Source organism: Gordonibacter massiliensis (ex Traore et al. 2017), assembly GCF_019731765.1.
Taxonomy (GTDB): Bacteria; Actinomycetota; Coriobacteriia; order Coriobacteriales; family Eggerthellaceae; genus Gordonibacter; species Gordonibacter massiliensis.
Genome location: NZ_JAASIO010000001.1, coordinates 129,583 through 153,024 on the forward strand (window position 1 = coordinate 129,583; position 23,442 = coordinate 153,024).

Sequence of the window (23,442 nt, forward strand, 5' to 3'; positions counted from 1 at the left end):
GCGCGATCTGAATCCTAGGGAAACTTCGGGAACTGGGTGAAATCGGGCGCGCGCTTCTCCTTGAACGCGTCGCGGCCCTCCTTCGCCTCGTCGGTGGTGTAGTACAAAAGCGTCGCGTCGCCCGCCAGCTGCTGGATGCCCGCCAGCCCGTCGGTGGCGGCGTTGAACGACGCCTTCATGAAGCGCAGCGCCGTGGGGGAAAGGCGCAGCATGTCGCGCGCCCAGCTCACGCATTCGGCCTCGAGCTGCTCGAACGGAACCACCTTGTTCACCAGGCCCATCTCCAGCGCCTCGGCGGCCGTGTACTGGCGGCAGAGGTACCAGATCTCGCGGGCCTTCTTCTGGCCCACGATGTTGGCCAGGTAGCCCGCGCCGTAACCGGCGTCGAAGCTGCCCACCTTCGGGCCCGTCTGGCCGAACTTGGCCGTCTCGGCCGCGATGGACAGGTCGCACAGGATGTGCAGCACGTGGCCGCCGCCGATGGCGTAGCCGTTCACCATGGCAATGACGGGCTTGGGCACCACGCGGATGAGGCGCTGCAGGTCCAGCACGTTCAGGCGCGGGATGTTGTCCTCGCCCACGTAGCCGCCGTTGCCGCGTATCTTCTGGTCGCCGCCGGAGCAGAACGCCTCGTCCTCGTGGCGGCCGCCGTGGTTGGCGCCGGTGAGGATGATGACGCCGATCTCCGCGTCGTCGCGCGCGACGGTGAACGCGTCGTACAGCTCGTTCACCGTGAGCGGCGTGAACGCGTTGCGCCGTTCCGGTCGGTTGATGGTGATCTTGGCGATGCCGTCGCTGGTTTCGTAGATGATCTCGCGATACGCTTTGCCCGCCTGCCACGCGGTTTCGCCCATGGCCGTCCTTTCATCGCGCGCCCGAACGTCCGAGCACGCCTGCTATGGAAGATGTTCGGTAGGATGAGCATATACTACCGCGCCGCGCGGCCGCGAGCTACCGAACGCAGAATATTCCCGAAAAGAAACGAGGTCAGTCAACGAAAACATGAGCCTCCGCCGCGTTCCCGCCTATTCCGATAGCTAAATTTATAGACTATTGTTTATTTAGATACATTATTCTATAATACAGGGAAAGGCGAGACGGAGGAGGCTGACCATGGACGCAACCGCTACGCTGACGCGCACCTGCCTGAACCGATCGGTGAAGCTGCGCTGCTTCTCGCAGGAACGCGGCTCGCTCTTCGACTACGCCGACGTCGAGAACCTGGGGCTGTACGTCCACGTTCCCCCCGACGCGTCCGACCGCGACCGCCGTCGACGCCGTTCCGCCTACGAGGGAAGCGAAACGGCCGCCTGCGTGAGCGCGCTCGCGCGGGAGATCGAAGCCGTCGGCTCGTCCTCCTGGCGCGCGCCGATCAGCCTCTCGGCACGCGAGGCCGCGAGAAACGGAGCGCTTCGCACGCGCTGCGCAGGCAGCGAGGCGAAGAAGCGGATCACCACCCTTCACTTCGGCGGAAGCACCGCCCGCCTGCTCGACGGAGGCCTGCTCGAGTTGGTGCAGGCGGTCGAGCGGCGCTTCGAGATAACCGAGGGCATCGGGTTCGAGCTGCGGGCCGCCGACGCGACGCCGCGCAACCTGCAGGCGCTTCGCCGGGCGGGCGTTCGGCACCTCGTCGTCGTGGCGAGCGGCGCTTACGCCCTCGAAGACGCCCTCCCTTCGACCGGGAGCTCTTTGGAACGGGCGCTTGCGGTTGTGGGAGGCATCCCGTTCGAAACGGTGTCTGCGGCTTTCGCGTTCGGAGAGCCCGGTCAGACGGTCGCCCGGTTGCAGCACGACATCGATCGGGCGTTCTCCCGCGGCGCCAACCACGCGTCCATTCGCCCCTGTTCGGCACGCATCGTCGCGCGGGGCGAGCGTCCCGAACGCGGGCGGAATCGGCCCGGAACGCCGCACGTCGCTTTCGGCTGCTCGGCAACGGCGTTTCTAAAAGGCCGGTTCGAGGTGGACGCGTTCTCGCTGTCGGAATACGCCGAGCTCGTGCACCAGCGGCGCGCACCGGCTGCCCTCACCCTCAAGTTCGTCGAGCGCGAGCGCGTCCTGCGTTTCCTCGCATGGGCGAACCGCCAGTGCAGAAACGTGGTCGCTCGCAGGCGGCCGCGCCGTTCTCCCGCCCGCTTGTAGCTCGCGCCGGTATCGGCGGTTCGGCCATGCGAGGAAAAGACCTGTTTTTGGGCCGCCACCTTGGGAGAGAAGCCCGGGAAGTCGTACTATAATGCTCAACAGCGCAAGCGCGACCGCTCGAGCGAGGAGACCCGATGTACGTCGAACCGAAAGATTCCCGGCAACGCTACACCAAGCAGTGCTTGTTCTCGTCGTTCGAACGCGCGTTGCAGGACAAGCCCGTATCCGACATCACGGTGAGCGAGATCTGCAACGACGCCGGCATATCGCGCAAAACGTTCTACAAGTACTATTCCGACCCGTTCGCCTTGCTCCTTGCCATGCAGGACGACCTGTTCGCAGGTTTGGGCGAGCGCCTTGCAGAGCTGCCCCCCGACGTGTACGCCATCTCGTCGGCCATCATCGACTTCGTCGCCGAGCACCGCGTGGTGACGAAGGCGGTGTTCGAGAACCGCGGAGAGGGAAACCTTATCGACCGCGTGCTCGACCAGCTGTACGTCACGTACCATGAAAGCTGGGAGCAGGCGAACCCGGACATGGCGGAAAGCGACGTGGAGTTCCTGTTCCATTACGTGACCTCGGGGTGGGTCGGCATCGTGAGGCTCTGGCTGTTCAAGTACCCCAGCATGGACGTCGACGAAGTGAAGGCCCGGGCCGACTCCCTCATGAAGCTCACCACGCCGCACGCCTGAGGCGGCAGCCGGCGCCTCGATCTTCCCGCTTCGCGCATCGAGCCCGCCCGACAGGAAGCATGGCTATACGCAGGCGAAGAAATCCTCGAGAACGCGCACGTACGCCTCGGGCGCCTCGAGGTGCACGTTGTGGCCGGCGCCCTCCACGATGCGCGTCGCGCAGACGTTGGATTCGCGCAGATGCTCCGCGAGCGCACAATACTTCTCATCGAGCGCGCCGGCCAGGTACAAGACCGGAACTTCGGCATCCCGCAAGGTACCCAAGCAATCGAGCACGGCATCCCGACCGGGCATGGCATGCTGGCCCGCCTCCTCGAACGAGCGCGCGAGGGCTTCGGCGTCGTTCGCCAGGCGGCCCGCACGAAGGCGCTCGCGCACGTCGGGCGGCAGCTCGCGCTGCGTGGCGAACAGGGGTAGCCGCTCCCAAGCACCCATGAACGCTTCGACGCCCTGCTCTCGGAGGCGGGCGGCGTTCGCAACGTCGCGCGTGCGCGCGGCTGCGCGTTCTTCGGAGCTGGCGGGCCCGAGCCCCGTGCTTTCCAGCACGAGTGCCGCAAAGGGGCGAGGGTCTTCGATGGCAGCGGCGAGCGCGACACGGCCGCCCATGGAGTAGCCCGCCACGGGCACCGAAGGCACGGCGCGTTCGCCTGCCACATGCTCAAGGAAAGCGACCAGGGCATCGGCGGCCCGGTCGAGCCGGAAAAGGCGCGCGTCCTGGGGTCGGTCGCTACCACCATGCCCCACGAGATCGAGCGCGACGACGGGGCGCCTGCGACGCAGAAGCTTGGCAACGTCGTCCCAGCTGTCGGCGCTCTGCGCGAAACCGTGCAGCAACACGACGGGCGCGACTTCGGCGGCATCGCCTTCCCAAACGAGATAGCGGTAGCGCACGTCGCCGTGTCGGAAGAAGCGTTCCCGGTTCGTCATCATGCGACCTTTCTCGGTTCGGCCCGCGCTCGCGCGGACGAGAGGTGGACAAAATTCGAAGCTATGGTAATTAAACGTGCTGAAATTCTAAAAGCTCCGCAGACCGACAGTTCGAAAGAAATCAAAAGTCCTGATCAGATGCTTGCCTTCTCCATTTGAATAGTGCGCTTCCGAAACAAGCTGCCATGCCTTTCGTTTTTATCAATGACCATATAACTTATATATAAATCGCGATTCCCTATCGCGCAAAGCGCAGCCGAACCGAAGGCGAAGATTCGCGCACCCCCAGCGCATTGCGCACGGCATCCAACTGCGAAATGAGCCAGCAGGAGCACGGCCGCCCATGACCAGGCGGCGCTTCGCGCACGGCATCCGACATCCGACGACGCTTGGATCACGACCAATAGGGCGCATAGCGGCCCTTCAACCCGGAAAGCGGCACGCGCACTTCGATAAGCGAGATGCCGGGCGTTCCCAAAAGCTCGCGGTACGCCTCGTCGAACGTCGGAACCGTGTTCGCGATCCGATACGGCACGCCGAACGCGCGGGCCGCCGCACCGAAGTCCACGTCTTGCGGCGTGAGGAACAAACGCTCGAAGTACGGGTCGTCGGACTGCTGGGGCAGCATGTCGAAAATGCCGCCGCCGTTGTTGTTCAGCAGCACGATGACGATGCTCGGCGCCGCACCGGGCGCGCCGTCGCCGCGCGCGGCTGCAGCTTCCCGCCGCACGCGCAGCTCGCGCTGGAGCGCGAGGGCGTTCAGGTCGTGCAGCAGTGTAAGGTCGCCCGTGAGCAGCGTGGTCTGCTCGAAATGCTGCGCCGCGCCCAAGGCCGTGGACACCGTGCCGTCGATGCCGTTCAAGCCGCGGTTGCACAGCACGGCGAGGGGCCGGCCGCCTTTGAGGTAGAACGTGTCGAGCGCGCGCACGCTCATGGAATTGGCCGCGAACAGGCACGACCCCTCGGGAGCCAGCTCCACCACGCGGCGGACGAACGCGCCTTCGAAGCCTTCCGCCACGTCGTCCACTGCCGCAATGCGCGCCCAGGCGGCGTCGTTGGCAGCGATCCAAGCGTCTGCGAATGCCTGCTGCTCCAATCCTGCCTCGCCGCGAGCCCGACCGCTGTCGGACTCGGGGGCAATCGACCGCACATCGCGCAACCGACACAGCGCATCGACGAATTCGATCGGCTTGCAGCGCACGAAAACATCGGTCGCGGCGTTGAAATCGCGTGTCTCGAACGGATCCACGACGATCTGCAGCGCATGCCCCGAGGCCGCCATCTGCGTGGCCTTCTTGGAAACGGGATAGCGTCCGAAACGCACGATCGCCTGCGGGACCAGCTCTTCGGCCGCGCTTCCGCCCGCGCCCAAAACGGAATCGTAGTTGTCAATGACCAAGGAGGACCCGAAGCGCCGCAACCCCGACAGCGGGTCGGCCAGCAAGGGAACGTCATACGAAGCCGCCCAAGCGAGCACGCGGGCGGCTTCGAGCTCGGTCGCGCACGAGCCCTCGCCCGCAAACGCGAGAACGCGGCGGCCTTCGAAGAGCGCGGCAACGCGCGCGGCCTCCTGCGGATCAAGCAACAGGGCAGAGCCCATAACCCGCGGCCCGCCGTCGCGGCGGACCGCCTCGAACAGCCCCTCGACCGCGAGGTCGGGCTTGAGCGGCTCGTCGAGCGGGAAGTTCAAATGCACGGGGCCGCCCTCGCACGCGCCCGCGATGCGCGCGGGGCCCACGACGGGCTGGGCGGCCACGCCCGGTCCGTTGGCCGTCGCCAAAACTCCTGCGGCGTCGCTCTCCCCGCCCGCCGCGATGCACGCCTCGCGCGCCGCTTGGCGGGCGAACGCGAGCGCCGCGTCGTCGGAGGTGGGCAGCGGCATCTGCCGGAACGCGCGCACGTGGTCGCCGTACGCTTTCAGCTGGTCGCACGTTTGCGGCGCGCCGAGGCCCTGCAGGCGCGGCGGGCGATCGCCCGTCAGCACCACGAGCGGCACGCGCGACGACTCGGCCTCCAGCACCGCCGGATAGTAGTTCGCCACCGCCGTGCCCGATGTGCACACGAGGGCCGCCGGGCGCCCGCTCGCCTTCGCCAGCCCCAGCGCGAAGAAGGCGGCGCCACGTTCGTCCACGTCCACGAACAGCCGCAGCCGCTCTGGGTGGCGGCGCGCCAGCTCGTAGGCCACCATCGCCAGCGGCGTCGACCGCGATCCCGGGCTCACCACCACCTCGCGCACGCCCCAGCGCGTCAGCTCGTCGAAGAACGCACCCAGAAACAGGGCGCCGGCCGTGCTGGTTGGCACCGCGCGGGATCCTTCGACTCCGCGCTGCGCGCTCCGCTCAGGATGACAGGTGGGGGGCTGCGCGCTCCGCTCAGGATGACAGGCGGGGGGCTGAGCGCCGGGATCAGGACGGCGGGCGCCGACCGCGGGATCGGCGCTCATCGGGCACCTCCGACGCGCTGGTCGTTCGTAAGGTCAGCGAGGGTTTCCATGGCGCCCGAGCTGGGGTCGATGGCGGAGGCGTGGCGTACTGCCGTACGCGAGCCTCCGACAGCGGCCGCAGATCGGGTGCCAGGGGAAGCCGCAGCGTCGGCGTCGTCCTCTCCGTTGAAAGCGGAGAGGACCGTCATAAGCTTCATGCCTATCTCGTCGTATTCGTCATCGGCCACGCTGCCGGCCACGATGCCGCAGCCCGCGTACACCCAGCCGATCTCGCCGTCGAACACGCCCGTGCGCAGCGCCACCGAGAACTCGCCGTCGCCGTCGCCGTCCACGTAGCCGCATGCGCCGGCGAAGAAGCCGCGATTGTACGCCTCGATGGAGCGGATGAGCATCTTCGCCTCGCCCACCGGCGTGCCGGCCACGGCCGGCGTGGGATGCAGGTCGCCCTTCATCTCCCATAAATCGACGCCCTCCAAGATGCGCGCCCGCGCCGGCGTGCACAGGTGCTGCACGTGCGTGAGCGGCAGGATGCCCGGCTCGGCGGGAACGTCCACGTCGTAGCACGTGCGGCGGAACACCTCGCGGATGAACCGCACCACGTAGTCGTGCTCGGCGCGATTCTTCGGATCGGCCATGAGCTCGGAGGCCAGCCGCTCCCGGTCGGCCTCGGTGGCGCCGGCCGGGCACGTGCCCGCCAGGCACATGCTCTCCAGCTCGTTGCCCGTCTTGCGCACCAGCAGCTCGGGCGTGCATCCGCAGAAGAACACGTCGGCGTAGCGGTACAGCAGCACCGTGCCGCGCGCGGGCCCGTCTATCAGGTTCACCAACAGGTCCTTCGACGAAAAAGGCCGCTCGGCCACCAGCCGCTGGCGGCGCGACAGCACCACCTTGTCCACGCGCCCCGCCTCGATGGCGGCCAGTCCCGCGCCCACGGCCGCGCGCCACGCCTCGCGCGAGTCGGGCTCGACGGAATACGGCACGCTCTGGCGGCGGCGCGGCGGCGCGGCGAGCGCCTGGCGCGCGAACCGCTCGATGCGCCCCGCGTACACCGGCCCGAGCGAGTTCACCTGCAGCAGCGTTCCGCGCTCGTTCTCGATGAGCACGATTTCCGGCAGCATGAACTTCAAGCGCGGGAACGCCTCGAACAGCTCGTCGGTGGGCGCAGGGTTCTCGGCGTCGAAACGGTTGAACGAGAAGTACACGGGCGGCTGGTCCACCGGACCCTCCAGCTCGCTTTCGGCATCGTCGAGCGTCGGCAGCGCGATGCAGCGGCCGAGCCCCATATAGCGGCACGCGCGGCGCTTGTCGTAGTAGACGAACTGGTCGGTGAAGCCTTTCTGCAGCACGCAGAACGCGTCGACGATATCGGCATCGATGGGTCGCGTATGCGAGAATATCCTGGTCATGGTTCTCCTTACCGCTCAAGCCGCCTCGTGCGCCGCGCTGGTTCGCAATCGGGCGCCGCGCACGGCACCCTGGTCTTCGCCCTGCCTATGAACGCACCGAAGCCGCCAGGAAACCGCCCCGCGCCGCCGCCATGCGCACGACGGTATAGTATACCCGTCCGCACGCGCCGAACCGCAGGACGTCGGCAAGCACGCACCCGAATCGGCCGTTCGAGAATCATTGCCCGATCCGTGCCCGAGCGGGCCTCCTCCTGCCGCCATCCCGAACGGAGCGCCAAAGACGCGCTCGAACCAGATGCAGGATCGTCAACGACTCCGTGGAAGTTTTGCGCACGCGCTCGGCGACCTCTATACTGGGCCAACAACCAGCCGTACGCGAAAGGCCCGCTATGAGGAAGTTTCTCCAGGAGTTCAAAGATTTCATCAACCAAGGCAACGTGATGGACCTGGCCGTGGCCGTGGTCATAGGCGCCGCGTTCACCGCCATCGTGAACTCGGCCGTGAGCGACCTCATCATGCCCCTCGTGGGCGCCTTCACCGGCGGCATCGACTTCTCGGACATGAAGCTGTACCTGCCGCTGGGCGCCGGCAACTCCGCCATCGCCTACGGCAACTTCATCAACGCCGTCATCCAGTTCGTCATCATCGCGTTCGTGGTGTTCCTGATCGTGAAGGCCCTGAACAAGGCGCGCTCGCTGGCCACGCGCGGCAAGCAGGCCGACGAGAAGGAGGCCCCGCACTGCCCGTACTGCCTGGAAGAGGTGGCGGAAGGCGCCACGCGCTGCCCGCATTGCACGGCCGAGCTGCCCGCCCCGGCCGCACCCGTCGTCAAAACGCCAGCGAAGGCGTAAGGCCGCAGGGCGACCACCGAGCGCGCGTCACTGTCCTTCGGGAGGAAGCGGCGCCTCCCCTTCGGTGGAGAACATCTTCTCGCGCTTGGCAACGAACGCCTTCAGGTCGCTCTCGGAGTGGATGTCTATCTTGCCGTAGAGGTTGTGCAGGTGCGTCTTGATGGTGTTCTGCGTGATGAACAGCTCCTCCCCTATCTCCTTGCGCGTCTTGCCCAAGATCACGCTGTGCATGATCTCCAGCTCACGCTGCGTCAGACCGTAGTCTTGCGCGATAACCTCGCACGTGCGGAAGATGTCGGTTTCCTCGTCGGGGTTGCCGGGGCGCACGAAGCCCCATCCCGTGCGCATGTTCGCGTTGTTGGTGAGGAGCAAGGCGGCGAACAGCACTAGGAAAGCCAGCACGCAGAAGAACATGATGGTTTGCTCCGAGTTCACGAAAACCTGCAAGGCCACGCTGCCTATCACCACGCCGAGCGCCCGACCCGTCATCAACGCCGTGCTGGGACACGAGGCAACCCAGGTGGCCGGCTGGTCGCAGCTTTTGATGAGGTACGACCCCAGCGCCCACAGCACCAGGTCGAGATACAGAAAGCCGGTCGTCTGCAGCACGCCCGCCGCCACGGACGACGGCCCCAGCACCCCCACGGCCAGCAACCCGAGCCCCGCCAAGGGGAACCCTATCTGGTAGATGGAGCGGTTGAAGTCCATTTGCAGCACCATGGCCACGAGCAACGCCAGCAGCGCCGCAAGGAAGTACCCCGCGGAATCGGGCATCGGAACGAAGGCGCCCGAGAAACTCATGAAGCCCAGCGGTATGCCCAGCGCGAGCCCCTGGGTGATGGACGTGGCCATAAAGCGGTACGGTATGAGCAGGTCGTTCGTCGATTCGCGATACAGCACCTTCTGATCGGGAAAAGCCTGCGCCTTCGAAAGGTAGAACGTCAAAACGATGAACGCGGGCAGCACGAAAGCCATCACCCACTTCACCCACGGATCGAGAAACGAGATACCCAGCGCCAACAGCGCCGTGGCGAGCGCGGCCGCGATGCCGAACGTCAGCGTAGGCGTCACCCCCAGCATGCCGAAGATACGCCCCAACTCTATATGGATGCCCATCGTGCCCACGGCCAGCATGACCATGCCCAGCGCCAGCGCCGCGAATCTGAACGGCTCGTTCGCTATCCCCGCATGCGTTTCCATAAAGAGGAAGAATATCCCCAGGGTCATGCTCGTGACGAGGAACCACAGGTATCCGTTCTTGTCGAACACCTTGATCTTCTTGAACCGGAACGCGAAGAACAGGCACACGCACGCGCAAACGAACATGAACGGAACGATCATGGAAAAGGAGAAACCGGCCACCTGGAACGAGTCGGGAAAGAAAAAGCCCTCTATGAACAGCAGGGCAGCGAACGTCCGATATCCGACGAAACACACGAACAGCGTCGGCTGCTCGCGCACGTCGTGGACAACCTTGCGTATGCCTCCGCGATGAACGCCCTCTGCTTCCATATTGGCCCCCCGATAACCAATCGCCTCGCATGAGCGAGCGCATGGAGGACCGCGGAAACAAACGCGTTGCCCCCTTCGCGCTTCACGGCGAGTATACCTAATACTTATCGAAAAGCATCTAATACATGAGGGGTGAGATGCCTTGTCGAGACAAACCACCTCTGGTGGAGGATGGCGTTCGCCTTCGTGAAATCTCATGATGCGAGTCAGCACATGCGCCATGCCCGGCATTTCCGAGGAAGGAACGTGGCAAGGAGGTGAACAGGGGACGGGCATGAACATGAGCGCATCATTCACGTTAGGTTTCTAATGCTTCAAGCTGAAGTTTCGCAAGAAAGCGGAAACCGAAGTGTCACCCCCTTCCCCTCCTTCGGGTCGCTCCCGAAGGAGGGGAAACCCCATGAAGGGAGGCGTCGTTCGACATGGCAAGCCAGACCCCCGCTCAAGGGCAAGACCGCTATCTGGACTTCACGAACGCCCAAGGCCTCTGCTTCCGCATGCAGGTGGAAGACGATCCCACCGACGCCTGCGCGTTCACCGTCCGCGTCACCCCGCTTTTCGAGCAGAGCGAGCGGAGTGCCCAAAGCGCTGACTTTTCCTCCCCACAGCAGAGCGGCCTTCTGTCCGCCCTCACGGCACGCGAGCGCGACGTCGCGCAGCTGATAGCCGAAGGGTTCACGAACGAGCAGATCGCCCTTCGCCTGTGCATCAGCCTCTCCACGGTGAAATCCCACATCCAGAACATCTTCGCCAAGGTTCACGTAGCGAACCGCACGGCGCTCGTGGCCCTGCTGCACGAAACCGCCCGCTAAACCTTTCGCCCGGCCATCCGAGGCCGCCCGAGAAGACCGCGCGCCCACTGCTTTCCACTCAGCCATCGGAATTACCCGACCCCACCCTGTAGGGCAAGGGCTCTGCCCTTGTCGCTCAACAAACAGCGTTTTGCGGGTTGCCGGCAAGGGCAGAGCCCTTGCCCTACGAGGCAACCTCGGAGGGCGCGCGTCGTGGCGCCTTTGACCCCCCCCCGCCAGCGAACGCACGGCCCCGCGCGTCCTCCTCCCCAAAAGCCAAAAGCCCCCGCCGCGGGGACTGAAGGCGGCGGGGGCTCGGGGGTAGAAATGTCGGGCGCGCTGTCGGGGCGCGCCTCGACCGAGTAGGCTTAAGCGAGCATCGGCATGACCAGGTACATGACCGCAAACGACCATGCGGTACACACCGTGAAGATGGAAACCTGTATCAGGCAGATGGGGTGGTAGGTTCCCTTGAAACGGAACACCTTGAGCACCCACTCCACCAGCGGCGCGAACACCACGGCGCCGATGAGAATGGTGGGGATGACGATGGCCCAGCTGGGCGGATAGGTGCTCACGATGGCGGAAGCGAACACGATGCCGGCGAACGTGAAGGCCATGCCGGTTTTCTTCCACTTCGGGTACCAGATGAGGATGGCGAGCGCGCCCGTGACCACCTGCACCAGAATGAGCAGCGGGAAGTTGCCGGAGCCGTAGGCGGGATGCAGCGGGTTCATGATCCACGACACGATGCCGCCCACGTACATGCCGATGGTCGCCCACGAGCTGCCCCAGATGGTCAGCTGACCGATGTCGCCGAAGATCTGGTGCACGAAGAACTTGCTCTTGTTCTGGTCCGTGGGGTTGGGAGCCTCGGCCGGCGCCGGGATGGTCATCCACGGCATGAGGCGGAATATGAGCGAGCAGAGCGGCACCACGACGGCCACGCCGGCGGACACGGCGATGAACAGCGGCAGACCCAGCGGGGACACGATGCCGTAGAGCAGGGCGTAGCACACCGGGCAGGTGACGAGCGTGCCCAAGATGAGCGACGTTGCCACCTTCTTCAGGTCGGCGCCGTAGAAGATCACGAACACCTGCACGGTGAGCACGGTGGCGAACGTGGGGATCCAGCCGCTGGCGAACAGGCCGCCGTAGATGAGCTGGCCTAGGATGAGCGACAGGCACGTCGTCACGAACATGGTGGTGAAGATGTGGCCGTTGCCCGCCACGCCGGTGCCGGCATGGGCCGACTTTTTGCGCTCAAGGGCGGCGGCCACGAAGCCCATGATGATCATGCCGATGGAAGCCGGAAGCGCCGCGATGAACGAGCCTTCCGTCAAGTCGGCGAAGAACCAGGCCACGCGATAGAGGGGCGATCCCTCGATGCAGCCGGTCATCATGGTGCCGAAGTCATAGATGAAGTCGTTGTTCATGAGCATCGGCTGCACGTAGCTCATCAGAGCGTACAGGGCGATGGCCGCGACGACGGTGATGCAGAACGCCGGCAAGATCTCCTTGCGCGATCCTGCCGTCGAGGACGCTTTCGACGAAGCGGGCGTTTCAGCGACGACGGATGTATCCGCGTCGGCAATCGTATTTTCCACGAGGGCACCTTCTCTCGTATCCGATGAATAGAACCGCGCAGAACCCCCGACGAAAAGGGCGGCGCATCGCGCCTGTCGTTTCTGCACGCTATGGATGGACCGAGGAAGGATTGGCTTGGGCACATCCTACCCTAGTTCTCCGGCCGCTGAGAATCGGCCGAAAGTACGATAATCCCGCGCGATATCGTCCTTCCGGACGGTGGCGCGCCGCACCGTTTTTTCCTATGCTGTGCGACGGGGATGATACAAGGGTTTCAAGACGCTGTCGGGCGATGCGGCTTCACGGTCGCAGGCCGGCGAACGTCCTTTCCGCTTTTTCGCGAACAGCGACAACGGAAGAGGAGAGCCCCATCATGAAAACGTGGTATCCCGAGGCCGATCTGGTCATCCAGCATCCGAAGATCTACACCGTCGCCATCACCTGCGACGAGGTCAAGGAAGGCAAGACCGACTTCCCCATCATCGAAGACGGCGGCGTGGCCGCCAAGGACGGCAAGGTCATCGCCGTGGGCACGGCCGCCGACGTTCAGCGGTTCATCGGCGAGCACACCCAGGTCATCGACGCCTCCGGCAAGATCCTCACCCCGGGCTTCGTCGAGTGCCACATGCACTGCAAGTGGACCGGCGAGCAAATGCTCAACCTCGACTTCAACGGCGTGACGAGCCGCCAGGCCATTCTCGACGCCGTGGCCGAGAAGGCCGCGAACACCCCCGACGGCGTGTGGATCGAGGGCGACGGCTGGAACGAGCTCATCTGGGAGGACAGCCAGGAGGTCATCACGCGCCGCGAGCTCGACGAGGTCGCCCCGAACAACCCGGTATTCCTGCTGCACATGTCCGTGCACACCATCGCCGCGAACTCGCTCGCGCTCGAGGCGTGCGGCTACACGAAGGACACGCCGCAGCCCGAAGGCGCCGAGATCGGCCACTACGACGACGGCGAGCTCGACGGCCTGCTGTACGAGAACGGCGCGCTCCAGCCCATGCTCAAGACCAAGCCGGCACTGACCGACGACGAGCACCTCGAGAGCCTCGTGCTCATCGGGCAGCGCCTCAACTCCTTCGGCATCACGAGCGCCATCGACGCGAACCTCAACTACAAGCAGATGCACATCTACAACGAGGCCAGGAAGCAGGGCAAGCTCAGCTACCGCGCCAACCTCATGTTCTACCTCGACCCGCAGTTCGGCTCCTTCGAGGACAACCTGCGCCGCCTCGAGGAGATGGACTGCGTCACCGGCTTCGGCGACGAGATGCTCAAGCTCAACGGCTGCAAGGTCACGCTCGACGGCATCACCGCCGCCTTCACCGCCGCGATGAACCGCCGCGAGTACCGCCAGCGCCCCGGCTACTACGGCGACACCATCTACACGCAGGAGGAGATCGACGCCCTCGTGTGCAAGGCCACGGAGCTGGGTTGGCAGTTCGGCATCCACACCATCGGCGACATGAGCGAGGACCGCGCGCTGCACGCGTTCCAGGAAGCGAACAAGATCCGCCCGGTCAAGGAGCTGCGCCACTACCTGATCCACTACCAGCTGCCCTACGAGGACCAGTGGCCCATCATGAAGGAGCTGGGCGTGGGCGTGTGCCTGCAGCCGACGCTCGTGTCCCAGATGGGCGAGGAGCCGCTGTTCTGGCCCGAGCAGGTCGAGCGCTTCCAGTCGCCGGGCCTCATGTTCAAGAACGGCATCCTGGCCGGCGGCAGCTCCGACTCGCCCGTGGTGTCCCCCAGCCCGATGCTCGGCATGTACTACGCCGTCACGCGCCTCGATGAGACGACGGGCAAGACGCTCTCCAAGGGCGACGAGTCGAAGGTCACGCCTATCCAGGCGCTCATCATGTGGACGAAGAACTCCGCGTTCTTCAGCCACGACGACGACAAGATGGGCTCGGTGGAGGTGGGCAACTTCGCCGACTTCGCCATCCTCGACCGCGACTGCTTCGCGTCCGACGATCCGACCGACATCCGCGACGCGCAGGTCACCACGACCGTGCTCGGCGGCAAGGTGGTGTACGAGGCCTAGCCCCTCGCTCGCATCGCACCGCGCAGAGCGCCTTGGCCCGCCGCGGCCAAGGCGCTCTTTTTTCTCGCGGCGTCACGCCTTGCTTTCCCGCGCCGCTTCCTCGTCGGCAACCGTCTCTTCCGCATCCCCGTCGTCGGTCACGTGGCGCAGCACGAAGAAGCCCGCGATGCCGGCGATGAGCGAGGCCGCCAGAATGGCCGCCTTCGCCACGGCGATGGTGCCGGGGTCGACGAACGCCAGGTTCGTCACGAAGATGGCCATGGTGAAGCCCACGCCGCCCAGCACGGACACGCCGGCGATATGCCCCCAGCCCACGCCCTTCGGCAGATCGCTCAGGCGCAGTTTCACGGTAAGCCACGTGGCTAGGAAGATGCCGAGCGGCTTGCCGAACAGCAGGCCGCAGAACACGCCGATGGTCACGGGGTTCGTGATGACGGCGAGCGGATCCATGCCCACGAGCACCACGCTGGCGTTCGAGAACGCGAACAGCGGCAGGATGACGAAGTACACGGGGATGTGCAGGCGGTAGTCCAGGCGCGTGATGGGAGGGATGGCCATGCGCGACACGCGGCCGATCTCGTCGAGCTCCGCCAGGTACTCTTTCTGCACGATGTCGGGCTCGCCGGGATCGTAGCGCTCGTCGGCCTTGCGCGCCCGCGCCGCGAACCAGCCCGGAGCCCGGTCGAGCTTCACCTGCGATTGCGCCGGTATGGCCAGCGCCAGCAGCACGCCCGCGATGGTGGCGTGCACGCCCGACAGCAGGAAGCACACCCACATGGCCAGCCCGATGAGCACGTACGGCCAGAGGTCGTACACGTGCAGCCGGTTGATGACGAGCGCGCCGGCGAACAGCGCCAAACCGCCCACCAACCACGCGATATCGAGGTCGGCCGTGTAGAACACCGCGATGACCAGGATGGCGATCATATCGTCGGCGATGGTGAGCGTGGACAAAAACGAGCGCAACCCCGCCGGAACGCGGCTGCCCAGCAGCGCCAAGATGCCCAGGCAGAACGCGATATCGTTCGCCATGGGAACGCCCCAGCCCTGTTCGAAACCGCTGCCCGCGTTCACCACCGTGTACACGACAGCGGGCACCACGGCACCGCCGGCCGCGCCCAAGATGGGGAGCAACGCCTTGCGCGGGTTGCGCAGCTCGCCCGCCGTGAGCTCGAACTTTATCTCCAGGCCCACCAACAGGAAGAATATGGCCATGAGGAAGTCGTTGATGAAATGCTCCAACGACAGGTGCGGCGCGAAGCTTCCCAGCGAGAAGCCCAGGTCGAAATCGTGCCAGAACGAGGCGAAGTACGGCAGCACCGGCGTGTTCTCGATGACGAGGGCCGCCACGGCCGCCGCCAGCATGAGCATGGTCGCGCGTGTGGACGAGTGCGTGAACTCGAGGAACTTGCGCCTGCGGCGATGATGGTGCCGCACCTCCGGTTCGAGGATGCGCTCGGTGGGCGAGCAGGCGGGATCGCCGGTCAGGCAGGCGCCGTCGGCAGGCTGTCGAAGGGGCCGCGCTCCGTCGGGCGCGTCCGCTGCCGCGCCTCCGTCGGAAGCCGTATCCTGTGCGGCATGCTTATCGTTGTAAGTCTCGGTCATGGTGCCAGTATACGGAAAAACCGGCTTCAGAGCCCTCACGGCCCGGTAACGTCAGAGAGTTTCCGGTTCTCGTTCTCAGGCCCAACCGGTTAGTATCGGCATTGAACGTGTCTTGTATATAAATGTTGTTATTTTAGTTACATTTTAGAATGCCGGCCGCCGAGGAAGCTCGATCGCAGTAATATCCTACGATATCAATAGGTTGAAGGAGGCTGCCATGCTGGGACGTATCGGACGCTTCGTTGTTTCATGCGCCGCGTTGGCGGCCATGGCGCTCGTCGGCCTTTCTTGCACGTCCCAAAACACCGGAGAAGGAGGTTCTGCGCCCATGTTTGCCAACCTAGGGAACGATCTCACGTACAACGAGGCCAAGGCGCTGCCGTTGGAGCATGCGGACATCGATCGAAACAACCTGCACGAGGTGTACTTCGCCGGAGGGTGCTTCTGGGGCGTCGACGCCTACTTCTCGCTCGTGCCCGGCGTGGCCGACACGGTTTCGGGATACGCCAACGGCACCACTGAAAACCCCACCTACCAGGAGGTGTGCCGCGGTAACACCGGTTTCGCCGAAACGGTGCGCGTGCGCTACGATCCCTCCGCCGTATCGCTTGAGACGCTCGTCGGGCAGTATTTCGGGCTCGTCGACCCGCTGAGCGAAAACCGGCAGGGAAACGACGTGGGAACCCAGTACCGCACGGGCGTCTACTACACCGACGAAGCCGACCGCAGCGCGCTTGAAAAAGCGTTCGAGAGCGAGGAGGCGAACGTCGGGCAGAACCTTGCGGTGGAACTCGAGCCTTTGGCGAACTTCTACGAAGCCGAGGAGTACCATCAGGACTACCTCGACAAGAACCCCACCGGCTACTGCCATATCGACTTCTCGGGCCTGAAAGCGTTCGCGGACGACGCGGGCGGCAAGGGTTCGCTCGACCCGACCCGGTACCAGAAGCTCGACGATCCGGCGCTACGCTACCAGCTGACGAAAGAGCAGTACGACGTAACGCAGAACGCGGGCACCGAGCGGGCGTACACGGGCGCGTACCACGACAACCAAGAGCAGGGAATCTACGTGGACGTCGCCACCGGCGAGCCGCTGTTCTCGTCGGCCGACAAGTTCGACTCGGGAACCGGATGGCCCAGCTTCACGAAGCCCATTGACCCCGATGTCGTGGTCAAGCGCGAAGACGGCAGCTACGGCATGGTCCGCACCGAGGTGAGCAGCCGCGTGGGCGATTCGCACCTGGGCCACGTGTTCACCGACGGCCCCGCCGACAAGGGCGGCCTGCGCTACTGCATCAACAGCGCCTCCCTGCGCTTCGTTCCCCTCGCCGACATGGACGCCGAAGGCTACGGCGATCTGAAACCGCTGGTGGAGGATGCGGGCTAGGACGCTCCCTAGATCTTGTACATGTACTGGAACACGTCTTCGCGTTGGATGATGATCTGCATCCCCACGTCCTCGCCCACCTTCTCCAGGCGCTCCTGCACCGTGTTGAAGTCGGCGACCTGGGGGTCGAGCGTGGTGAGCATCGTCATGGAGAAGATGTCGTCCAGGATGGTCTGGCTGATGTCGTCGATGTTCGCGCCGCAGTCGGCCAGCGCCGTGGCGACGGCGGCCACAACGCCGCTGCGATCCTTGCCCAGAACGGAGATGACGCACTTCATAGGTTGGTTCCTTTCCTCTTGCACTATTAATCCCTGCGGGCGAATATGAGCGACAGGGCCTCGGCGCGGGTGGCTTGGCTGCGCTCGAACGCGCCGCGGACGGCGCTCGTGGTGGTTTTCGCGCCGGCCTTCTTCACGCCGCGCATGCTCATGCACAGATGCTCCGCCTCCAGCACCACGATCACGCCCTGGGGGTGCAGCTGCTCGATGAGCGTGTCGGCGATCTGCGAAGTCAGGCGCTCCTGCACCTGCGGGCGCTTCGCGAACACGTCCACCAGGCGCGCGAGCTTCGACAATCCGCAAATGCGCCCGTCGGCCGCCGGGATGTAGGCCACGTGCGCCATGCCGAAAAACGGCACCAGGTGGTGCTCGCACATGGAGTAGAACGGGATGTCGCGCACCAGCACCATTTCCTCGTGGTGCTCGTCGAACGTGGTGGCGAAGTGCTCGGCCGGGTCTTGCTCCAGACCCGCGAACACCTCCTCGTACATGCGCGCCACGCGCGCCGGCGTCTCGCGCAGGCCCTCGCGGTCGGGGTCCTCGCCCACCCCTTCCAGAATGAGCCGCACCCCCGCCTCTATTTTCGCAGCGTCCATAACCGTCTTTTCTCGTCGTTGGTCGAATGCATGATAGCACGACGCCTTGCGCCGCCCCGCCCGCAGAGGGCGTCGCGCACGGAATCGCCGCGTGCGGAAACGCGCACGAGGGCGGGAAGCGCGACGAAACGCGTTCGGAGCGCGTTCGTGAGCAAGCGGCGCAAGACAAGGCAGACCGCGTTTGGGCGGCGCCAAGCGGGCCGCACTCGTGGCGCGGCGCGGAAGGATGGTCGCTACAGGGCCAGCTCCAAACCCACGGGACAGTGGTCGCTGCCGTAGACCTCGTCGTAAATGCAGGCGCTCTCGATCTTCGGCGCCAGCTCGTCGCTCACCAGGAAGTAGTCGATGCGCCAACCGGCGTTCGTCTGCCGCGCCTTGAAGCGGTAGCTCCACCACGAGTACGCGCCCGTGACGTCGGGATGCAGGTGACGGAACGTGTCCACGAACCCCGCGCCCACCAAGTCGGTGAACTTGCCGCGCTCCTCGTCGGAGAAGCCGGCCTTGCCGCGGTTGGGGCCGGGGTTCTTCAGATCGATCTCCTGATGAGCCACGTTGAAGTCGCCGCACATGATCACGGGCTTCGGGTCGGCCGTCCGGCCGGGCTCGGTGAGCGGCAGCTCGGAGATCGTGGGATGGCCCTCGCCCGGCGCCGGCTGCTCGAAGGGCACGCCGGCGGGCAGCACGCCCTCTTCGAGCCCCTTGCAGAAGTCGCGGAAGGCGTCGTCCCACTCCATGCGATGCGCGATGCGCGCCAGCTCGTTCTGCGCGTTCGGCGTGTACACGTCGACGAACCAGAAGGCGGGAAACTCGAGCGCGACGATGCGCCCCTCGGCGTCCAGGTAGTCGCTGCCCAGGCCGTGCAGCACCTGCAACGGCTCCTGCTTGCTGAACACGGCCGTGCCGGAGTAGCCCTTCTTCTGGGCGTAGCTCCAGTACTCGCGGTACTGCGGCAGGTCGAGCGTGGCCTGGCCCTCCTGCAGTTTCGTTTCCTGCAGGGCCACGACGTCGGCGTCGAGCTCGCACACGATGTCCTCGAAGCCCTTCTTCATCACGGCGCGCAAGCCGTTCACGTTCCACGAGATGAAGCGCATGGGCATTGCCTCCCTTCACGCGCCGCCCCTCGAAACGGCGCTTCCTGTTTGCGACCAAGTATAGCGGAGATGAAGGGCTTGTTGACGCCAACAAAGAACGTCGACCACCTCGGCGTTGTGGCCACCCCCTTCCCACCTGGCGAAAAGAAAATCCGTCGGAGATGCGCCGGATGCGCGCAAAGTTTATGCAAGGTCTAGACGGTCGAGACGTTAGATTCTTGCAAGGTCGACGCGGTCCCGCGACGGCCGGATTACGGGCGCCCAGCAAGGTTGCGGAGGTAGGATAGGAACCACGGAGCGCAAAGGCGGCGCGGTGCCACACCCCTTCCCACCCATGTCCCCTCTTGAAGGGCCTTGCGGAGGGAGGTGGATACCATGACCGATTTGGTTTTGATTTCGGCGGTGCTTCAGCTGATAGCCAGTGCGGTGTACCTTGCCGCGGTAATACTGGAGCGGCTCCCGGTCCGCAAGGACAGGGAGCCGTAACAAAGACCAAACCGCCTAGGCGATTCGAGGGCCGTGGGGAGTTACCAGCTCCCTGCGGTCCGCCTGCATTATAGCAAACGCGGCCGCTTCATGCCACTTATAGCAGTGCGAAAACATGCTCTCACTCCTTAAGCGACCGAACCGAGAAGGTTCGACGCACTCGAGCGGAGCGTCGGTCCCTTATTTGTGATACGGTTCGCCTCGCGATATCTTCTGGGCGCGGTACAGCTGCTCCAGCAGCACGACGCGGGCCAGGTTGTGCGGAAGCGTGATGGGACCGAACGAAAGGGTCTCGTCCGCGCGCGCACGCACGGCCTCGCTCACGCCGTCCGAGCCCCCGATGACGAACGATATATCGCTCGATCCCCCCAGTTTGAGCGCGTCGATGCGCCGCGAGAGCCCTTCGCTCGAGCGCTCCTTGCCGTCGATGGCCAGCAGCACCACGTGCGTTGCGTCGGGAAGCGCCGCCAGGATCGCGGCGCCTTCGCGCTCGCGCGCCGCGTCGACGCCCCCCGCCCGCGCGGGATCGACGTCGGCGACCTCCTTCACCACCGTCTTCCCATACGGCTGCAGGCGTTTGAGGTACTCGGCACAGGCGTCCGTCCAGAACCGCTCCTTCAGCTTCCCCACCGCCACCACCGTGAATTTCATGAATACCCCGTCTCGCACCTTCGTTTTGCATCGTGGCACATGATAGCGCATGCGAAGAGAAGGGGGCGCGCCGGTTCCCCCGTAGGGGCGATCTCCTGATCGCCCGCTCCGGGGGACCGGAAAAGCAACCGAGGGCCGCGTTCTCGCGCTTCGCGCGAGCAGGCGATCAGGAGATCGCCCCTACGGGGACCGCCATTGCAGACGAAGTCAAGACGACCGTCGGCTAGTCGGGCAGAAAGAAGGCCGGGGCTTCGAATCGAAGCCCCGGCCAAACGTCTACCGTGCTTGGAGAACCCGACCAGCATGCCGGCCGCCTGCGCAAAGGGGGCTTGGCGAAGAGCCCCGACGGCTGCAGCGGCTAGTCGGGCAGCACGATATCGAAGTATGCTTCCAGCAGTGTGCGGAACTCGGCGTCCGTTTCCACGATGCGCGTCTCCTTGCCTTCGGCCGTCACGCGCACGAACCGGTCCTTGGTGATGGACACGTTGCCGTCCTCCGTGCGGCGGTTGACCATCCTCCGCTGCGTGAACACGGAGTCGGGGTGCGTCGAGCAGTAATAGGAAAGCGGCACGCAATCGGTGAGGGCCGCCGGGGCGTCGAGCAGGGCGAACACCGGCGTGGGCTCCACGGCTTCCCCGCCCTCTTTCGCAGCCGCGAGCTTCGCGGCGCTTCCGCAGTAGATAACGTGCCACCAGCACGAATCGTGCAGCTCCACGCGGAACACCTGCCCGCGCGACTCGAATTCCGCTCCGTCGACAAGGGGGATGGCGCAGGCCGGCGTGGGTCCGCCGTAACCGACCTCGGCGATGTAGCGCCGCCCGTCCAGCGTCGCGATGATGCCTCGATGCAGTATGGGGTACACGTAGCCGCGGTCCTTCAAACTGCGCCCCAAGCACGGCATGGTCTCGACGCCCGCGTCTTTGAGAAGCGCGTCGAACAGCGCGTTGAGCTCGAAGCAGTAGCCTCCGCGCTTGCCTGCGACGATCTTCTCGAACAAATCCGGTATGCCAAGCGAGATGGGTCGGTGATAGTCGCAAACGTCCAGGTTCTCGAAGGGGATGCTGCACTGGTGCGCGAAGATGATCCGGTCGAGATCGTCCTTGGTCAACGGGCTCTTCGGTCGATCAAGGCCCAGCCTCTCCCAGTACCGATCGACATCCGGCAGATCCTCGTAGAGTTCCTCGTACATGCGGCACCCTTCTCGCAGACGCCGCGCAGCCCTTCGCATTCCAGGCGCGGCGGCGATCCCCTTACCATTGCCGGATCATTCTACGGTGGAATGCCGGAGCCGCGCTTCCCTCTACAGGGTCTATAAGCTTCGATAGATCGGCCCGAAAGGCTGAATTTCGCCAAGTGGCCCGTGGGCTGGGCAGGGGAAGGCCCTATCCCTCCCAGTCGGCGCCGAGCACGACGAGGAAGTCGCCTTCGAACGCGTACGCGCCGGAGTTCTGCTGGGCTTTGCCCACGCCGATGGCGTTCGCGATCTCGCGCGCCTCGGTGGCCTGGTCGCCGCGCTCGTACACCACGATGGTTTGCGAGTAGTCGAAGCTCTCGGCGTTGCCCGTTTCCACGGTGTAGCCCAAAGCCTCCAGCTTCTCGGCCGCCACGGCGCCCGCGCCCGCCAAGCCGTTGCCGTTCTTGACCGTGACCGCGCTCGTCTTCTTCGCCGTCGAGCCGGAGGTCGAAGCCTGCTTCTCCGCGTTCGCCGCGCCCGATCCGGTGATGGCGAGCACGGTGCCCGACGTTTCGTCCACCTCGTCTTCCTCGGTGGGCGGCAAGCCCTGATCGACACGCGACATCATGGTCTTCCACGCGGCCGTGTCGAGGTACTCGTACCAACCTCCGTTGATGTAGGCCGCGGTCGTGGGCTCCATGGCCGTGTAGATGTCCTTCTCGGGATCGAGCCCGCGCAGCCCCGATGCGATGGACAGGATGTCGCCGATTCCGAAATCGGTGGTCACGTACTGAGAGAGCGCCTGCACCGAGTTGACCATCGTGGCCGCATCGGACGAGAGTATCTTCTTGGCGATGGCGGATAGCACGAGGCGCTGGTTGGCCGCGCGGTAGCGGTCGCCGTCTCCGAACTCGTCGTAGGCATGGCGCGCGCGGCAGAGGATGAGCGCCTGGTCGCCGTTGAGCGTTTGCGGACCTTGAGCCACGTAGCCGCCCGCGTCCTCGTCGTCGATGGTCATGGGCACGTCCACCTCCACGCCGCCCAGCGCGTCGACGATGTCCTTGAAGCCGTCGAAGTTGATCTCGGCGTAATGGGTGATGGGAACGCCGGCAAGCTTCGATACCGTTTCCACCGTGTACGCCGCGCCGCCGATGGAATGCGCCGCGTTGAGCTTCTGTTGGCCGTTTTCGCCCATGTCCACCAGCGTGTCGCGGTGGAGGGACACGAGCGTGACCTTCTTGCCCTGGGGATCGATGCGCGTGAGCATCATGCTGTCGGAGCGGAACTGGTCGCCCGCGTACTCCTCGGAAGCCTCGCGGTCGGAGGAGCCGTCCGTGCCCATGAGCAGCATGTAGAACGGGCCGCCTTCGTAGGGTTGGCCGGCGCCCGCCTCGTTGAGCACCCGCTGCAGATCGGCGTCGATGCCCTCGTGCAGGTTGTTCGACACGGTTTGGTAGTACGCGAACGCCGCGCCGGCACCGCCGAGGCACAGCACGGCCGCCACAACGACGGCGATGAGCGCAATGCGCTTGCGCTTTGCGCGTTTGCGGCGCTGGGTGTACTCGGCTTGAGAGACGCGGCGCGTGTAGGGGCTGTCGTCGTCGCGACGCGCCTCATTGCGCGTACGAGCGGTCGGCCGACCGTAGGACGAGGGGTCGAACGAGTCGCGGCGCGTGTACGCACCGTTGCGGGAAGCCTCGTCGGGGCGACCGTCGACACCGATGGAATCGGACGACCGGCGGACGGGGCGGCGCTGATTGCTTCTTCTGCTACTCATAA

At 65.2% G+C, this 23,442-nt stretch carries 19 protein-coding genes; 6 read left to right on the forward strand and 13 right to left on the reverse strand.

Features of this window, described 5'->3' with window-relative positions:
- Positions 1 to 14: 14 nt before the first annotated feature.
- Positions 15 to 854, reverse strand: coding sequence for a 1,4-dihydroxy-2-naphthoyl-CoA synthase (gene menB, locus HCH03_RS00480; RefSeq protein ID WP_080144045.1), 840 nt, complete (start codon positions 852 to 854; stop codon positions 15 to 17).
- 259 nt (positions 855 to 1,113) lie between these two features.
- Between menB and HCH03_RS00485 the strand changes: the two genes are divergently transcribed.
- Both HCH03_RS00485 and HCH03_RS00490 read left to right on the forward strand, forming a co-directional pair.
- Positions 1,114 to 2,139 carry a hypothetical protein gene (locus HCH03_RS00485; RefSeq protein ID WP_221687938.1) on the forward strand — a complete coding sequence of 342 codons (1,026 nt, stop codon included), beginning with the start codon at positions 1,114 to 1,116 and terminating at the stop codon, positions 2,137 to 2,139.
- A gap of 134 nt (positions 2,140 to 2,273) precedes the next feature.
- Complete coding sequence (locus HCH03_RS00490) at positions 2,274 to 2,831, forward strand: TetR/AcrR family transcriptional regulator (RefSeq protein ID WP_221687939.1); 558 nt, start codon at positions 2,274 to 2,276, stop codon at positions 2,829 to 2,831.
- A 63-nt stretch (positions 2,832 to 2,894) separates the two neighbouring features.
- Here HCH03_RS00490 and HCH03_RS00495 read toward each other — a convergent pair whose 3' ends face one another.
- The 3 genes from HCH03_RS00495 to HCH03_RS00505 all read right to left on the reverse strand — a co-directional run bounded on the left by HCH03_RS00495 (position 2,895) and on the right by HCH03_RS00505 (position 7,607).
- Positions 2,895 to 3,761 (reverse strand): alpha/beta fold hydrolase, encoded by an 867-nt coding sequence (locus HCH03_RS00495; RefSeq protein WP_221687940.1) that lies wholly within the window; start codon positions 3,759 to 3,761, stop codon positions 2,895 to 2,897.
- A 391-nt stretch (positions 3,762 to 4,152) separates the two neighbouring features.
- Positions 4,153 to 6,060: a 2-succinyl-5-enolpyruvyl-6-hydroxy-3-cyclohexene-1-carboxylate synthase gene (gene menD, locus HCH03_RS00500; protein WP_368042395.1), complete on the reverse strand. Its 1,908-nt coding sequence runs from the start codon at positions 6,058 to 6,060 to the stop codon at positions 4,153 to 4,155.
- Positions 6,061 to 6,197: 137 nt separating this feature from the next.
- Positions 6,198 to 7,607, reverse strand: a complete 1,410-nt coding sequence (locus tag HCH03_RS00505; RefSeq protein WP_221687942.1) for an isochorismate synthase — start codon at positions 7,605 to 7,607, stop codon at positions 6,198 to 6,200.
- 389 nt (positions 7,608 to 7,996) lie between these two features.
- On the opposite strand from HCH03_RS00505, the gene mscL reads away from it, so the two are divergent.
- Entirely contained in the window at positions 7,997 to 8,458 is a 462-nt protein-coding gene (gene mscL, locus HCH03_RS00510) for a large conductance mechanosensitive channel protein MscL (protein ID WP_080144051.1), read from the forward strand.
- 27 nt (positions 8,459 to 8,485) lie between these two features.
- Here the strand turns inward: mscL and HCH03_RS16525 are convergent, their stop codons facing one another.
- Positions 8,486 to 9,970 (reverse strand): helix-turn-helix transcriptional regulator, encoded by a 1,485-nt coding sequence (locus tag HCH03_RS16525; RefSeq protein ID WP_281421032.1) that lies wholly within the window; start codon positions 9,968 to 9,970, stop codon positions 8,486 to 8,488.
- 422 nt (positions 9,971 to 10,392) lie between these two features.
- On the opposite strand from HCH03_RS16525, the gene HCH03_RS00520 reads away from it, so the two are divergent.
- Positions 10,393 to 10,782, forward strand: coding sequence for a response regulator transcription factor (locus HCH03_RS00520; RefSeq protein ID WP_185903924.1), 390 nt, complete (start codon positions 10,393 to 10,395; stop codon positions 10,780 to 10,782).
- Between the two features lie 347 nt (positions 10,783 to 11,129).
- Here the strand turns inward: HCH03_RS00520 and HCH03_RS00525 are convergent, their stop codons facing one another.
- Positions 11,130 to 12,368: a hypothetical protein gene (locus HCH03_RS00525; protein WP_147581395.1), complete on the reverse strand. Its 1,239-nt coding sequence runs from the start codon at positions 12,366 to 12,368 to the stop codon at positions 11,130 to 11,132.
- 353 nt (positions 12,369 to 12,721) lie between these two features.
- On the opposite strand from HCH03_RS00525, the gene HCH03_RS00530 reads away from it, so the two are divergent.
- A complete protein-coding gene (locus tag HCH03_RS00530; protein WP_185903926.1) occupies positions 12,722 to 14,395 on the forward strand; it encodes an amidohydrolase in 1,674 nt (557 codons plus the stop codon).
- 72 nt (positions 14,396 to 14,467) lie between these two features.
- Here HCH03_RS00530 and nhaA read toward each other — a convergent pair whose 3' ends face one another.
- Positions 14,468 to 16,000 (reverse strand): Na+/H+ antiporter NhaA, encoded by a 1,533-nt coding sequence (gene nhaA / locus HCH03_RS00535; RefSeq protein WP_221687943.1) that lies wholly within the window; start codon positions 15,998 to 16,000, stop codon positions 14,468 to 14,470.
- A 328-nt stretch (positions 16,001 to 16,328) separates the two neighbouring features.
- Here nhaA and msrB point away from each other — a divergent pair, with 328 nt between their 5' ends.
- Complete coding sequence (gene msrB / locus HCH03_RS00540) at positions 16,329 to 17,387, forward strand: peptide-methionine (R)-S-oxide reductase MsrB (protein WP_246599419.1); 1,059 nt, start codon at positions 16,329 to 16,331, stop codon at positions 17,385 to 17,387.
- Between the two features lie 8 nt (positions 17,388 to 17,395).
- Here the strand turns inward: msrB and HCH03_RS00545 are convergent, their stop codons facing one another.
- From HCH03_RS00545 to HCH03_RS00570, 6 genes are all read right to left on the reverse strand, one after another.
- A complete protein-coding gene (locus HCH03_RS00545) occupies positions 17,396 to 17,665 on the reverse strand; it encodes an ACT domain-containing protein (RefSeq protein ID WP_080144061.1) in 270 nt (89 codons plus the stop codon).
- A 26-nt stretch (positions 17,666 to 17,691) separates the two neighbouring features.
- Positions 17,692 to 18,261 (reverse strand): GTP cyclohydrolase I FolE, encoded by a 570-nt coding sequence (folE, locus tag HCH03_RS00550; RefSeq protein ID WP_221687945.1) that lies wholly within the window; start codon positions 18,259 to 18,261, stop codon positions 17,692 to 17,694.
- Between the two features lie 233 nt (positions 18,262 to 18,494).
- Positions 18,495 to 19,352, reverse strand: a complete 858-nt coding sequence (locus tag HCH03_RS00555; RefSeq protein WP_221688411.1) for an exodeoxyribonuclease III — start codon at positions 19,350 to 19,352, stop codon at positions 18,495 to 18,497.
- 666 nt (positions 19,353 to 20,018) lie between these two features.
- A complete protein-coding gene (gene rlmH, locus HCH03_RS00560) occupies positions 20,019 to 20,489 on the reverse strand; it encodes a 23S rRNA (pseudouridine(1915)-N(3))-methyltransferase RlmH (RefSeq protein ID WP_080144063.1) in 471 nt (156 codons plus the stop codon).
- Between the two features lie 358 nt (positions 20,490 to 20,847).
- On the reverse strand, positions 20,848 to 21,678 hold the full coding sequence (locus HCH03_RS00565) for an arylamine N-acetyltransferase family protein (RefSeq protein WP_221687946.1): 831 nt from the start codon (positions 21,676 to 21,678) through the stop codon (positions 20,848 to 20,850).
- Positions 21,679 to 21,871: 193 nt separating this feature from the next.
- Positions 21,872 to 23,440, reverse strand: coding sequence for an LCP family protein (locus HCH03_RS00570; protein ID WP_221687947.1), 1,569 nt, complete (start codon positions 23,438 to 23,440; stop codon positions 21,872 to 21,874).
- Positions 23,441 to 23,442: the final 2 nt, after the last annotated feature.